The 12854-nt window shown below is 64.5% G+C and carries 14 protein-coding genes and 1 tRNA gene; 4 read left to right on the forward strand and 11 right to left on the reverse strand.

Annotation, left to right across the window (positions count from 1 at the left end; all coding sequences use genetic code 11):
* Positions 1-188, reverse strand: a 188-nt coding sequence (locus ACREB7_RS06805; RefSeq protein ID WP_431591538.1) for a GcrA family cell cycle regulator, incomplete at its 3' end; no start/stop codon positions are given.
* Between the two features lie 111 nt (positions 189-299).
* Here ACREB7_RS06805 and ACREB7_RS06810 point away from each other — a divergent pair.
* Entirely contained in the window at positions 300-1184 is an 885-nt protein-coding gene (locus ACREB7_RS06810) for an ABC transporter permease (RefSeq protein ID WP_431591539.1), read from the forward strand.
* Positions 1185-1194: 10 nt separating this feature from the next.
* Here ACREB7_RS06810 and hspQ read toward each other — a convergent pair whose 3' ends face one another.
* Positions 1195-1581 (reverse strand): heat shock protein HspQ, encoded by a 387-nt coding sequence (gene hspQ, locus ACREB7_RS06815; protein WP_431591540.1) that lies wholly within the window; start codon positions 1579-1581, stop codon positions 1195-1197.
* 133 nt (positions 1582-1714) lie between these two features.
* Between hspQ and ACREB7_RS06820 the strand changes: the two genes are divergently transcribed.
* Positions 1715-2392 carry a Yip1 family protein gene (locus tag ACREB7_RS06820; protein ID WP_431591541.1) on the forward strand — a complete coding sequence of 226 codons (678 nt, stop codon included), beginning with the start codon at positions 1715-1717 and terminating at the stop codon, positions 2390-2392.
* Positions 2393-2458: 66 nt separating this feature from the next.
* Here the strand turns inward: ACREB7_RS06820 and ACREB7_RS06825 are convergent.
* Positions 2459-2548 (reverse strand) — tRNA-Ser (locus tag ACREB7_RS06825).
* Positions 2549-2892: 344 nt separating this feature from the next.
* On the opposite strand from ACREB7_RS06825, the gene ACREB7_RS06830 reads away from it, so the two are divergent.
* Together ACREB7_RS06830 and ACREB7_RS06835 are read left to right on the forward strand one after the other, a co-directional pair.
* Entirely contained in the window at positions 2893-3867 is a 975-nt protein-coding gene (locus ACREB7_RS06830) for a right-handed parallel beta-helix repeat-containing protein (RefSeq protein ID WP_431591542.1), read from the forward strand.
* 73 nt (positions 3868-3940) lie between these two features.
* A complete protein-coding gene (locus ACREB7_RS06835) occupies positions 3941-4927 on the forward strand; it encodes a hypothetical protein (protein WP_431591543.1) in 987 nt (328 codons plus the stop codon).
* Positions 4928-5011: 84 nt separating this feature from the next.
* On the opposite strand, the gene virB11 is transcribed toward ACREB7_RS06835, so the two are convergent.
* The 8 genes from virB11 to ACREB7_RS06875 are packed head-to-tail and all read right to left on the reverse strand — an operon-like array spanning position 5012 to position 12803.
* Complete coding sequence (gene virB11, locus ACREB7_RS06840) at positions 5012-6019, reverse strand: P-type DNA transfer ATPase VirB11 (protein WP_431591544.1); 1008 nt, start codon at positions 6017-6019, stop codon at positions 5012-5014.
* Between the two features lies 1 nt (position 6020).
* A complete protein-coding gene (locus tag ACREB7_RS06845) occupies positions 6021-7082 on the reverse strand; it encodes a TrbI/VirB10 family protein (protein WP_431591545.1) in 1062 nt (353 codons plus the stop codon).
* Positions 7079-7777: a TrbG/VirB9 family P-type conjugative transfer protein gene (locus tag ACREB7_RS06850; protein WP_431591546.1), complete on the reverse strand. Its 699-nt coding sequence runs from the start codon at positions 7775-7777 to the stop codon at positions 7079-7081. The genes ACREB7_RS06845 and ACREB7_RS06850 overlap by 4 nt, the downstream gene beginning before the upstream one ends.
* A complete protein-coding gene (locus tag ACREB7_RS06855) occupies positions 7774-8598 on the reverse strand; it encodes a VirB8/TrbF family protein (RefSeq protein ID WP_431591547.1) in 825 nt (274 codons plus the stop codon). Before ACREB7_RS06855 ends, ACREB7_RS06850 begins: the two co-directional genes overlap by 4 nt.
* Before the next feature lie 11 nt (positions 8599-8609).
* On the reverse strand, positions 8610-9848 hold the full coding sequence (locus ACREB7_RS06860) for a type IV secretion system protein (RefSeq protein ID WP_431591548.1): 1239 nt from the start codon (positions 9846-9848) through the stop codon (positions 8610-8612).
* Positions 9845-12223: a VirB4 family type IV secretion/conjugal transfer ATPase gene (locus ACREB7_RS06865; protein ID WP_431591579.1), complete on the reverse strand. Its 2379-nt coding sequence runs from the start codon at positions 12221-12223 to the stop codon at positions 9845-9847. Before ACREB7_RS06865 ends, ACREB7_RS06860 begins: the two co-directional genes overlap by 4 nt.
* Positions 12196-12480, reverse strand: a complete 285-nt coding sequence (locus ACREB7_RS06870) for a type IV secretion system protein VirB3 (protein ID WP_077147092.1) — start codon at positions 12478-12480, stop codon at positions 12196-12198. Before ACREB7_RS06870 ends, ACREB7_RS06865 begins: the two co-directional genes overlap by 28 nt.
* A complete protein-coding gene (locus ACREB7_RS06875; protein ID WP_431591549.1) occupies positions 12480-12803 on the reverse strand; it encodes a TrbC/VirB2 family protein in 324 nt (107 codons plus the stop codon). The genes ACREB7_RS06870 and ACREB7_RS06875 overlap by 1 nt, the downstream gene beginning before the upstream one ends.
* Positions 12804-12854: the final 51 nt, after the last annotated feature.

The following is a 12854-nucleotide window of genomic DNA, read 5'->3' on the forward strand; positions in this document are numbered from 1 at the left end:
ACTTTGGCGGGCTTGACCTTCTCGGTCGCCTTCACCGGCGAGGGGCGCGATTTCAGGCCGAGGCGATGCGCCTTGCCGATCACTGCGTTACGGCTGACGCCGCCGAGTTCGTCGGCGATCTGGCTGGCGGTCAGCCCCTTTTCCCACATGTTGCGCAGGCTCTCGATGCGCTCGTCGGTCCAAGACATTCTTCAAATCCTTATCATTCCGCCGTGCGGGCGGTCCGGCGGTCCCCTGCGGAACGCGGCCGTCGTTGCCCAGCTTGCGGGAAAGTCGGGGAGGCGATAGGCGAGAACGCCATGAACGACCAGCCCCAAATTTCGCGCCCCGACTCGGGCACCATGCCGGGTGAGTTCGCCGCGACCCCGCCGTTTGCGGAGCCGGGCGTTCCGCATATCCGGACGCTGAACGTGCCGGGCATGCAGGCCCTATATGTCAAAGAGGTGCGGCGCTTTTTCAAGGTCCAGCTGCAAACTATCTGGGCGCCGGCGATCACGACGCTTCTTTTTTTGGTCATTTTCACCGTCGCGCTGGGCGGGGCGGGGCGGACTGTCATCGGGGTTCCCTTTGCCGATTTCGTCGCGCCCGGACTGATTATGATGGCGATGCTGCAGAACAGTTTCGCCAACGCCTCATTTTCGCTGCTGGTCGGCAAGATCCAGGGGACGATCGTCGACTATCTGATGCCGCCGCTGGCCGTGGGCGAACTGATCATCGCGCTGATCGGCGCCGCGGTCACGCGCGCGATCCTCGTCGGATGCGCGTTGTGGCTGGCGATGCTGCTGTGGCCCGGCGTTCATATCCTGCCCGATCATCTGTGGGCGGTCGTGGTGTTCGGTGTGCTCGGTGCGGCGATGATGGGGTTCCTCGGGCTCATCACCTCGGTGTGGGCCGAGAAGTTCGACCATGCCGCCGCCGTGACCAATTTCGTCGTGACGCCGCTCGCGCTGCTGTCGGGCACCTTCTATGCGATCGATCGTCTGGCGCCGGCGTTCCAGGGCGTGGCCCATGCGAACCCCGTCTATTATGCGATCATGGGCTTCCGCTACGGGTTCATCGGCACCGTCGATTCGACGATCGCCAACCCGATCCTGACCGCAATCCTGGTGCTGGTCGGGGTGAATGTGGCGCTCGGCGTCGTGACCTATCGCCTGCTCGCCTCGGGCTGGAAGCTCAAGGCCTGATCAAACCCGCTTAGTGGCGGTGGATCGCGCGCAGGCGATAGCCCCCCTGGTCGAGCCATTCGAACATCGCGTCGATCTGCGGATGGTCGACCGGGCCGCGCTCGCCGTCGGCGACCAGATTTTGCTGGCTGACATAGGCGATGTACGACGAATCCTCATTTTCGGCGAGCAGGTGATAGAAGGGCTGCTCCTTCGCCGGGCGGATGCCTTCGGGGATCGCTTCATACCATTCGTCGCTGTTCGCGAAGACCGGGTCGATGTCGAACACGACGCCGCGGAAATCGAACATGCGGTGGCGCACGATGTCGCCCGGCGCAAAACGCGCGCGGTCGATCAACGGTGCGGTGACCGCTTTGCGGTCGTTCCCGGCAAATTCGAGCGGCGATTCGGACGTCATCGCGCTAATTTATGGCCATTCCCGCTTGTTTCAAGCCCGTTACACTCGACTGACCGCATCGCGCTGTGATGAAGGTTATAGACGGCTTCGCCGTTTGGGTTAGTCTGCCGGGGCGGCCTCCGCTCGTTTCTCGTTGGATTTCGGCCGTCCGGATTGGCAGCAAGGGAAAGGCATTTTCATGAACGAGACACCTTTTGGCGACCCCATCCTTCCCGGCACGCCCGCATCGGGGATCATCCAGCGCGCCAAGGACATCATCCTCAAGCCAACCGAAACCTGGGCTGCGATCGACACCGAACCGGCAACCACTCAATCGATCTATGTGCCCTATGTGATGATCCTGGCCGCCATCGGCCCAGCAGCGCAATTCATTGGCGGGCAGGTTTTCGGCTACAGCTTTTTGGGCGTGTCGTTCCACCCGCCGCTCGTGGGCTCGCTGGTTTCGGCGGTCGTGTCTTATGGACTGGGGCTTGCGAGCGTCTTCCTTCTGGCGCTGGTCATCGACGGCCTGGCGCCGAACTTCGGGGGCCAGAAAAACCAGATCCAGGCGCTGAAGGTCGCCGCTTATTCCTCGACGGCGGCATGGCTCGCCGGGATTTTCGGACTGGTCCCGGCGCTTGCCATTTTGGCGATCGTCGGCCTCTACAGCCTGTACCTCCTCTATCTCGGGCTGCCGATCCTGATGAAGGTCCCGCAGGACAAGGCGATCGGATACACCGTCGTCGTCGTCATCGTTGCGATCGTGCTTTTCATTGTGATCGGCGTGATCATGGCCTCGCTGACCGCGCCGGCGGTCGGCGTTCGACTATAACCGCCCCTGCCGCCCCGGATGTCCGGGGCGGCGCACAGTCCATCGCTGGTTAAAGATGGGGCAGGCTGGAGGAGAGTGAGGGATTCGAACCCTCGGTACCGTTGCCGGCACTTCGCATTTCGAGTGCGACGCTTTCGACCACTCAGCCAACTCTCCTCGCTGAGGCAGAGGCCCCTAGCCGCGCTCGGTCCATCTGGCAACCCCCGGACGCGTCCGAAAATGGCAAATTGTCGAAATGCGGCGAGAAAAGAATAGGATAGCGAGCCTTTCGGTGGGCATCATGTCATGGTTAAGCGCTTGCTAGCCATGGCCAATCCTGTCATGCAGGGCCGCAGGAGAAGGCGGCGTCGTGGGGAGCCGGCGAATCTCCCTGCCGGACGGAAATTGGGGGGCCGCCTGAGCGGCGTGCCGCGAATCTCCGACATCGGGCAGAATGGGAAACACTCTGATCGTTCGGCGCTGGGCCGAAAGGCGATTGGGGCCATATTGGGGGAATATCGATGACCAAATATCTGTTGCGCGGCCTGATCGCCGCTTTTGTGGCGATGCTCGCCATTCCGCTCGCCACGCCCGCCTCGGCGCAGGCGACGCGCACCTGGATTTCGGGCGTCGGCGACGACGCCAATCCGTGCAGCCGCACCGCACCGTGCAAGACCTTTGCCGGCGCGATCTCCAAAACGGCGGCGGGCGGCGAAATCAACTGCCTTGATCCGGGCGGCTTTGGCGCGGTCACGATCACCAAGGCGATCTCGCTGATCTGTGAGGGCGTGCTGGACGGCGTGCTGGTGTCGAGCGGCAACGGGATCAATATCGTGGCCGGCGTGAACGACGTCGTGCTGCTCAGCGGTTTCGATCTGCAGGGCTTCGGCAACGGGACCAATGCCGTTCGTTTCACCAGCGGCGCCGGGTTGTACATCAAAAATTCGACCGTCCGCGGTTTCCGCGGCGCGGGCGGCTATGCGATCAACTTCGCGCCCACCTCGACAACCGGCGCGACGCTGACGGTCGACAATGTCGTGCTTGTCGACAATGGCGCGGCATCGGGCGTCACCGGTGCTATTCTGGTGCAGCCGGCGACCAATGTCGCGGCCAATATCCTGATCAACAACAGCCGGATTTCCGACAATAATCGTGGCGGTATCCGCATCGATGCATCGGCAGCGGGTTCGAGCGTCAAGGGGACGATCTCTCACACACAGATTACCGACAGCCAGATCGGGGTCTACGCCCGTTCGGCCGCCGGCGGTGGCACGGTCAATGTCACGCTGGTCGATTCGGTCGTGACCGGCAACAGCAGCACCGGCGTCATGTCCGAAGACGCGCTGGCGACGGTGAATGTCAGCGGGACCACGATCACCCAGAACGGCAATGGCGTGCGCTCGTTGACCGGCGGCAACCTCGTCACCTTTGGTGACAATGTGCTGGCGGGCAACAATTCCAACGGGACGTTCACGGCGACTGCGACCAAGCAGTAAGCCGGGTTTGCGGAGCCGGCGCGATTTGCGTCGGCTCTCGCTTCCCATATCTCCCGCCATTGCGGACAAAATCATGTCGCTCAAAACAAGCGCTCTGTTGAGCGCAACCGCGTTGTTTGCCGGCGCGTTCGGCTTTTCCGCGCCCGCGTCGGCGCAGGCGACCCGGACCTGGGTTTCGGGAGTCGGTGACGATGCCAATCCGTGCAGTCGGACCGCCCCGTGCAAGACGTTCCAAGGCGCGATTGCCAAGACCGCTGCGGGCGGCGAAATAAACTGCCTCGATCCCGGAACATTCGGGATGCTCACGATCACCAAGTCGATCTCGATCATCTGTGACCGCGCGGCGGGTGGTATACAGGCTGTAGAGACCGATGAGGGGTATCGTCCGACCGCGATCATCGTAAATGCGGGGCCGAGCGATATAATACTCCTCAGTGGTCTCGATATCCAAGGCGAGTATGTCGCCGGCCAAGGTGGAATATTGTTCAATACGGGCGGCGAACTTCACGTCCGGAACACGAATTTGAGCTTTCTGGGCGACTGCGCAATCTCCATCGTGGGTTCGGGCGACGTGCATGTCGATAACATAACCTCCACCTACGCTTTTTGCGGGTTGAGTTTTGGCTACAATATCGGCGCGCCGACGACGGGATCGGTGAATTTTTCGGCCACTAATGTCCGTATCACCAACAGTTTGAGAGCGGGAATACTTGTCGGTTCGGTTTCGCCGACGGGGTCAGTGAAGGGTGTGGTGTCGAATAGCGTGATTGCTAACACGCTCTACGACAGCTGGGGTTTTGCCAACCACGGGATCTATGCCGAGACCTCGGGTGGACGGGTCGAACTGGCGATCGAAAACACTGTTCTTTCCGGCCACAAGGTCGGGGCTATCGACGCGCGCGGCGCGGGAGCGAGGATTCTGGTCAGCGATAGCCTCATCGCGCACAACAAACTGGGCGTTTCGACGCAAGGCGGAGGCGCGGTGATCAGCAATGGTGGCAATATCCTGGCCGACAATATCACCAATGGCAGTTTTACGGGCACATCCGCCAAGCGATGAAGTAGTCGCTTCGATGAGCATTACGGGAATCGATCGCCGGACTTTGCTTGGATAGAGCGGCGGGTGCTGCCAGCCGGCTTTTGATCAGGCGCCGGCCTCGCGCAATTTGACCTCGGCGATATGGCGCTTGCCGCCGCTGCGGCCGAGTTGGACAAAGACGTCGACCGTCGAGCGCACATAATGATGCACGTCGGTGCGGTCGAGGCGGCTGCCCGATTGCAAGACGAGCAGGGTTAGTTGTTCGATCGCGCGTTCGGGGCTGTCGGCGTGGATCGTCGTCATCGATCCCGGATGGCCGCTGTTGACCGCGCGCAGGAAGGAAAAAGCTTCAACCCCGCGTAGCTCGCCCAGGATGATGCGATCGGGGCGAAGGCGCAGCGAAGCGCTCAGCAGATCCTCGGCGGTCGTGTGCGTTTCGCCGAGCGCGCTGCGCGCTGCGAGCAGGCCGACGGCATTGGGATGGCGGATGGTGATTTCGGGCGTATCCTCGATCAGGATCAGTCGCTCGCGTTCGGGCACTTCGCGCAGCAGCGCATTGAGGAACGTCGTCTTGCCCGACGAGGTGCCGCCCGAGATCAGGATATTTTTGCGGCTTTGTACGGCGGTACGCAGCAGCGCCGGGATATCGCCGGCGCCGAGCAGGTCGTGGAGCTGCTTATCGAGTGCGTTCGTGTCGCCGATCTTTCCCGCTTTGGTGGCGGCGAAGGCACCGCTGTCCGCATAATCCTCAAGCCGCAGGTCGGGCGAGACATGCTTGCGGATCGCAAGCGCCATCGTTCCACGCGTGGCCGGCGGCGCGACGATCTGGACACGCGCGCCGTCGGGCATCGTCGCCGACAGCAACGGATGCTCGCGGTTGATGCCCTGATGCGACAGCGCCGCGATCTGTCGCGCCAGCCGTTCGAGCATCTGTTCGGTCAGCGCCGGAATTTCGTGCGTCTCGATCTTGCCCGTCAACGATTCGGCCCAGGCCTCGCCGGGACGGTTGACATAGATGTCGGTGACATCGTCGCGTTCGAGCAGGGCGGCAAGCGGCGCGAGATAGCTGCGGAAATAGACGCGGTCGTCCGGCAGGGCCGCGACGTTGCCCATCTCAGCGCCGCTCCACGCCCGAAAAATCGAGGTCGCGCGCGACGAACACCGAGATGCTGGTGCCCTGGGCGACCTTCAGCGTCGGCGCGATGGTGGTGGGCTGCGGCCGCTGCGCGCCGGTGCCGCCGGGCAGGATGACGACGGGCGAATTGGTTGCGCTCGCGGCGGCGTTGACGCCGATGTCGAGCACCGACTGGAGAATGGCTTCGCCAAAGCGCGAGAAGAAATGGCTGTTGACCTTCGCCTTCACCCCGCCGCGACCGAGCGGGTCGCCCGAGGGCGAGTTCAGCGCGATCGTAGCGCCGTCCGGACGGATCAACCGCGTCCAGGTGATGAAGGCGCGCTTCTGCCCTTGGGTCGCTTCGGAGCGATATTCGCCGATCAGGCGGCTGCCGCGCGGGATGAGCACGCGACTGCCATCGAAGCTGCGCACGTCGCGCGAGACGACGGCGCGCGAGAAGCCGGGGCGCGAACTGTCGAGCGGGGTTTCGAGTACCGCCGCGATGAGCGAGCCCTGCACGACGGTGGTTGACCGATTGGCCAGCACGCCGGCGCGGACACGGCCAGCCTCGGGCGTTGTGGCCGCGCGTTGCGATCCGCTGCCGTCGTCCTGCGATCCGTTCGCGGCAGCCCCCGAAGCGCCGCCATCATAGACGAGCACCGGACCGGCCCCGCCGGCACGCGGGGGCGGTTGGGGCGGATCATAACCCTGCGGCGGACCTTGGGGCGGCGAGGGCATATAGACGATCTGCGGCGGGGGCGGCGGCGCGTTGCGCGCGGGCGCTTCGAGCGACGGCCCGATCGGCGCGGGCAGAAGCTGTGGCGGCTGGGGATAGGCGTCGGGAATGGCGAGCGGCGGCGGGGCCGCGATCATCGCGCTTTGGACGCCGCTGACAGCCGGCGCCTCCGCATTCTGGCGCCGCGCCTCGAGCGCCACGAACAGGATGATCGCCGTGAGCAACGCAAGGCCCACCAGCAAAGGCGTTGGCAAGCCCTGACGCGGGCGGCGAACGACCGGCGCGTTGACCGGCACGGGTTCGGGGGTGGCGGTGGCGTCGGTCATTTTGCACGCGCCTGGCTGCGGCGGACCGCCCGGGCGAGCTTCCCGTCGAGGCGGAAGACGAGGCTGGGTACGACTTCGTCGATGGTCAATATTCCATCGCGCATCATCGCGTCGACCAGCACTTCCTGCCCCAATTTGTCGACGACATAGACCGCCGGCAGCAAGCCATCGTCATTCCATTGCATATAGGTGCGCGCGCCGTCTTCGCTGATCGCGGCGGGAAACAGTTCGCGCGTACCGGTGAGCTTGTAGAGGCCCTGGTCGACGCGCTGGTCGTCGGGCGGCGTGATCACCGGCTTCGCTTCGGGGTAGGCGAAGCGTATGATCTGTGCCGATCCCGCGCCGCCATAGTTGGACGGGGCGAGTTCGAACAAATAGGTGCGCGTGCCGGTCACGACCGTCATGTTCGTCGTGATGCCATATTGCAGCGGCTTGATGAAAATCCGGTCGCCGCGGCGGCTGGGCGACACCTGCCAGACGCTGCTGTCGCCGACCGCGATATTCTCGATCACTTCGTCGGGCGAGATTTCTACGGTCAGTTGATACCCCACGGCGGCGGTCAGCCGTACGATCTTGCCCTCGGCATAGGTGACCGACTGGATCGCGGCGTCGACGTCGACCGGCTGTGGATCGATCTGCGCCGTCGCCGGCGCCGCGAACAACGCGACCAGAAGCAAGGGCGCCAGTCGGTTCACAGCGTGACCTGAGTGCCATTGGGCAGGACTTTGACGACATCGCCCTTACGCGGCGGCCCTGCTGGCGGTTGCGGCAGCGCCTCATCGCCGACGGCGATCGGGGCGGCGGCGTCATTTGTCGCCGCCGGGCGCGTGTCGGCGGGAACAGCGGCGGGCAGCATTTCGGCGTCGCGGCGATAGCTGAGGACCTGGAAACCGAGCGGATTGAACACCCGGTCCTCCTGCTTCATCGGCTCACCCGAATAGCGATATTTGATCGTCGACACCCAGCTTTGCGCCGGTTGCCAGTCGCCCGCGGCATCGCGGCGACGGGTGTCGAAGCGGATCAACGCGACATTGGCGCTGATCGGCGAAACGCTCTTCACCTGTGTTTCGACCACGCTGTTGCGCGGATATTTGACGAGCGGGCTCGCCGGATTGTTCGATTGCATCAGCCCGAGATAATCGGAGCGCGCCTTGTCTGCCGACCACAAAGCGACCTTGCGATAGTCGTTCTGGACCGAATCGACGTCATAATTTTCGCGGGCGATGACATATTGGACGAGGAAGCTTTGCGTCAGCGCGGTATCGCCGCTGACCCGCGCGGGTTCGAGCGGGTTAAGCGCCTGAACATAGCCGGTGTGGCGGTCGACGAGCAGGGTATAGGGCTCGACGGTCTTGAGCGGCATCAGGAAAACGAGCGCCAGCGCTTCGCACAGCGCAATCGCCGCCGCGACGCTGGCGACGATCCACGCGGTGCGGCGCGATTTTGTGAGCTCGTCATGGCGGTCGGCGCCCCAGCTTTCGGCGGCCTGCAGATAGTCTTCGCGGTTCTGTTTCATATCCTGCTTCATCAGCGTGTGTCCCGCCGCGTCCCGCTCGTCGAGCTGCGGCCCGTGGTGCGGCGGCGTGTCGGGGCGTCGCCTCCGGTATCGATGGGCGCGCGCTGGCTGTTGCGCGATGCCGTGGTGGTCGAGGCGGCGCCGGCGACCGCGCGAGCGCGATCATTGCCGCCGCCGCTATTCGCGCCGGCGGTCGCCTCGCGGCGCTGCATCGCCTCGACGGCGTCAACGACGACGGCAGCGCGCGAACGAGGATCGGCGCGCTCGGCGGGCTGGGCGAGGGCGCGCTGGCCGGCGGCGACACCCGAACCGCCGAGCGACGCGGGCAGATATTGCTGTGTCCATTGCCAGCTCGGCAATCGCAGTCCCGCTGCGATATAGAAGGAGACCAGCAGGACCGCGAGGGTGACAATCGCGAAGACGATGCCGAGGACGAGCAATTCGGTCGCCGACCCGGCGATCGAATAGCCCGAGGCGCGCAGATTGATCAGCGTCACGACGCGCGGCTGGACGATTGCGGTTTCGACCGCGAGGACCAGCGAACTCGCGGTCGTGCCGAGCGTCAGTCCGATGAGGCCGCGCAGCCATCCGCCAAAGATCCCCCGCGTCGCATCGAAGAGCAGAAAGGCGATGAACAAGGGGCCGAGCGCGAGCAAGACCCCCGCCGTCAGCCGGGTCAGCGCGATGCTGCCGATCGCGCCGGTCAGGAAGCTCATCCGCGCCGCACCGAGCGCCTTGGTTTCATAGGTGGTGTCAGGCTCGACATTCTGATTGTCGCTGACGCCGGCGCGGTTCTGCTCGCTGCCGACGCCCCAGGCGTTGAGCGTCCGCAGCGCGCGGTCGGTTTCGGACAGGCGGCCGGTCAGAGCCTGGCCGCCCCCCGTGAGCGAGGCCGCGCCGCCGACGGTCGCGCCGAGCTGTGCCGGTGTGTCGATCGCGACATCATAGACGAGGGTGCGAAAGGCGGGCCAGCTGGTCGCCAGCGCCAGCACGATGCCGATCTTGGCAAAGATCAACAGTCCGCCACCGAGATCGGGACCGCGCCCGACGAACATGCGATAGCCGATCAGCGCGATGAGGATCGTCAGCATCGCGGTCAGAAAGGCCGAGATGCTCGATCCCGGCGCCGACATGGCGAGATAGCCCGCGTTGCCGATCGTTTGCGCATGGCATTCGATCGACGCGAGCGTGCCCGCAACGAAACTGCCGGCCGCCGAGGGCGCGCAAGTCGTGGCGAGAGCGAAGGTCATGCGACCGCCAGCAGGCGCGACATCCACGCGCCGGGATCGTCGCCCGCGGTTTCGCGGATCTGGTCGAGCAGCCGCACGGTGCGCTCGCGGCCCGACAAGATGGTCAGCAGGTCGCGCTCGCCGGACAGGTTCAGCCGCACGACAACGCTGTCGTTGCCATGTTTGACGAGGAAGCAATGCGCATCGTCGGGCAGGGTGCGGATCAGCTGAAACTCATGCTCTGTCAGCCCGAAACCGTCCATATAATCGGCGGCGCGCGCTTTCGGGTTCGCCATGAAGATCTGCGTCGCGACCTGTTCGATCAGCGCGCTCGCGATCTTGCTTTCGAGCGCGTCCTGCGCGCTTTGGGTCGCGAAGCCGACGATGCCGTTGCGTTTGCGGATCGTCTTTTCCCAATCCTTGATCCGGCGCACGAAGACGTCGTCGTCGAGCGCCTTCCAGCCTTCGTCGACGACGATGATCGTTTCCTCGCCGGTCAGCCGTTCCTCGACGCGGTGGAACAGGTACATCATCGTCGGGGTGCGCATGGCGGCATCGTCGAGGATGACGGTCATGTCGAAGCCTATGGTGGGGCTGTCCATGTCGGTCAGATCTTCGACATTGTCGAACAGCCAGGCGCGCTCGCCGTCGCCCCACCAGGGCCGTAGCCGCGACCACATATCGTCGGCGCGCGGACGGTGGCCGCCGCGGAAGAGTTCGGCGACGTGGCGCAGGCGGCGGTGCGCGGGCGGCTGCGCATAGCTCGCGTCGACTGCATCCTTGATCTGCGCCATTTCCTCGATGCCGGCGCCGCCGACGAGCTGCGCGAGCCAGTCGATCAGGAACTGGCGGTTGACCGGCGTGTCGTCGAGCTGGAGCGGATTGAGTCCGCTCGCAACACCTGGACGGAGTTGGTCGTAGCGACCGCCGATCGCGCGAATGAACAATTCGGCGCCGCGATCCTTGTCGAAGAAGATGATCCGCGGGTCAAAGCGGCGCGCCTGCGCGAGCAGGAAGTTGACGACGACGGTCTTGCCCGAACCCGACGGACCGATGACCGTGAAATTGCCGAGGTCGCCTTGGTGGAAGTTGAAATAATAGGGCCCTGCGGCGGTGGTTTCGAAGACGGTGACCGCCTTGCCCCAGATATTGCCATCGGCACGGCCCGCCGCAAAATTGTGCCCGCTGGCGAGTCCCGCGAAATTGGCCGAGGACACCATGCCGCGGCGGACGATATATTTAAAGTTGCCGGGAAACTGCGACCAGAAAGTCGGTTCGAGCGCGATATCCTCACGCACCGAGATGATGCCGAGCTCGGCGAGCGACGCCTGAACGTCGGCGATATTGGCGCTGACCTCGGCTTCGCTCGCGCCGTGGACGGCGATCGTCATATGATGTTCGCCAAAGGCGGCGCGGCCCGCGGCGACATCATCCTTGGCGCGCGCCAGCTGGTCGCGCAAACTCAGGGCTTCATCCTCGGTCGAGCGCATCCGGCGCAGCGCCAGGTTCATCTTGCCGAGCGCGGGCTGGCGGTCGACGAAGGCGAAGCTTTGCGCCATCACCATTTCGAACGGCAAGCGCAGCAGCTCGTCGAACATGCCGGTCGCGGTCGACGCGGGATAATCCTTGATCGCGACGATGCCGACGAAACGGCGCTCAGCGTTGCCGACAGGGGCAAGCTCGATCGTCTCGGCGCCGAAGCTGATCCGCCGGTCAGGCAGATAATCGCCGGCGTCCTGATGCGGGGCGAGCAGGCGGCGCGGTTCGCCCGAAAAGAGCTGGCCGAAAAATTCGAGCGGTTCGGAGCAGAGCCCCTGGTCGGTGTCGTAGAGACCGAGCAATTCGGGCTGATAGCTGCCGAGCTGCGCCATCAGCGCCTCACGCGCCGTGTCGAGAAGACGCAGTTCCTGCGCCACCGTCGCCTGATAATCCTGCCCGGTCTGGCCGAGCCAGCCCGACAGGCGGTCGAGCAGCCCCATACGGCCCGGCGCCGGGCGGCGGACGAGGGTGAGATAGAGGTCGTTGCGATAGAGCTGCTTGGTTGCGAGCCGCGCCTGCCAGCGCGCGTCGAGCCCGGCGGAAAAATCGTCGCCGAAATCGCCGTCTAGCTCAATGCTCGCCTGACGTCGCACGACATGGTGATAGAGCGCGTAGCGCGAAGAGCCGATCGCCTGCAGCATCGCGTCGCGCAGCAGCTTGCGGTAGTTGAGCTCGTCGCTGTCGGCGGTTTCGAACAGGATGCCGCGCAGGCGGATGACCTGCATCAACAGGCCGTCGCGTGTCTCGATCGTATGATCGTCGACATGGCGGCCATAGGGCAAATGTTTGCCCGCCGGCGCCTCGCCGTCGCTTGCCGCCGGGCGCGGTTTCAGGGCCGATAGGAGTTGCACTGCCAGGTCTTGAAATTCTTCACGCGCGGACAGCGGCTGACCTTGGTCAGCCAGATGTCGAAGAAGCGTGGTTCGCGCAGGCACAGCAGCGCGCCGATCAGGTGGATCACCAGTGCGCCGAACAGCGCCCAGAGCGATCGGAAGATCAGGAACAGCTCGGTCGCCGCAATCGCATTGATCACGAAGAAGCTGTAGGTGACGCCCGCGAACATCTGCGGGCGGGTGAGCGCCACAAACAGGGGATCGCGGTCGAGGTCGCTCATTAGAGCCCGCCGGAGCTCGACTGGATGCCGGCGACGATGCTGGCGGCGCCGAACAGGATGAAGCAGCCGAGAATGACGGTGGCGCCATAACGCCAGTTGATCCGGCCCGTCAGCATGAGGAAACCGACCGAGGCGACCGCGATGATCGCAACGACGGTGGCGACGGTGCCCAGCAGCGTGCCCTGGAGCCAGCGCACGGCGTTGACGATGGCGCCCGAACCCTCGGGATCGGGGAGCGTGCTTTGCGCATAGGCGGCCGACGCATGGGACAAGGTCGTCACCGACGCCGCAACGGCCGCAATTCGGGCACTTAGTTTACGCAAAATCTTCCCCCCGGCCCGCAGGCCTCAGTCATCCCCAAGCGCAAATGTCTA

Source organism: Sphingopyxis sp. (assembly GCF_050725615.1).
In the GTDB taxonomy this organism is placed as follows: Bacteria; Pseudomonadota; Alphaproteobacteria; order Sphingomonadales; family Sphingomonadaceae; genus Sphingopyxis.

What these genes read in the sequence shown, in the direction of transcription:
- ACREB7_RS06830 (WP_431591542.1), top strand. Translation starts at nt 2,893, where the DNA reads ATGACCAAATATCTGTTGCGCGGCCTGATCGCCGCTTTTGTGGCGATG.
- ACREB7_RS06860 (WP_431591548.1), bottom strand. Translation starts at nt 9,848, where the DNA reads ATGACCTTCGCTCTCGCCACGACTTGCGCGCCCTCGGCGGCCGGCAGT.
- ACREB7_RS06845 (WP_431591545.1), bottom strand. Translation starts at nt 7,082, where the DNA reads ATGACCGACGCCACCGCCACCCCCGAACCCGTGCCGGTCAACGCGCCG.
- hspQ (WP_431591540.1), bottom strand. Translation starts at nt 1,581, where the DNA reads ATGACGTCCGAATCGCCGCTCGAATTTGCCGGGAACGACCGCAAAGCG.
- ACREB7_RS06855 (WP_431591547.1), bottom strand. Translation starts at nt 8,598, where the DNA reads ATGAAACAGAACCGCGAAGACTATCTGCAGGCCGCCGAAAGCTGGGGC.
- virB11 (WP_431591544.1), bottom strand. Translation starts at nt 6,019, where the DNA reads ATGGGCAACGTCGCGGCCCTGCCGGACGACCGCGTCTATTTCCGCAGC.
- ACREB7_RS06835 (WP_431591543.1), top strand. Translation starts at nt 3,941, where the DNA reads ATGTCGCTCAAAACAAGCGCTCTGTTGAGCGCAACCGCGTTGTTTGCC.
- ACREB7_RS06870 (WP_077147092.1), bottom strand. Translation starts at nt 12,480, where the DNA reads ATGAGCGACCTCGACCGCGATCCCCTGTTTGTGGCGCTCACCCGCCCG.
- ACREB7_RS06810 (WP_431591539.1), top strand. Translation starts at nt 300, where the DNA reads ATGAACGACCAGCCCCAAATTTCGCGCCCCGACTCGGGCACCATGCCG.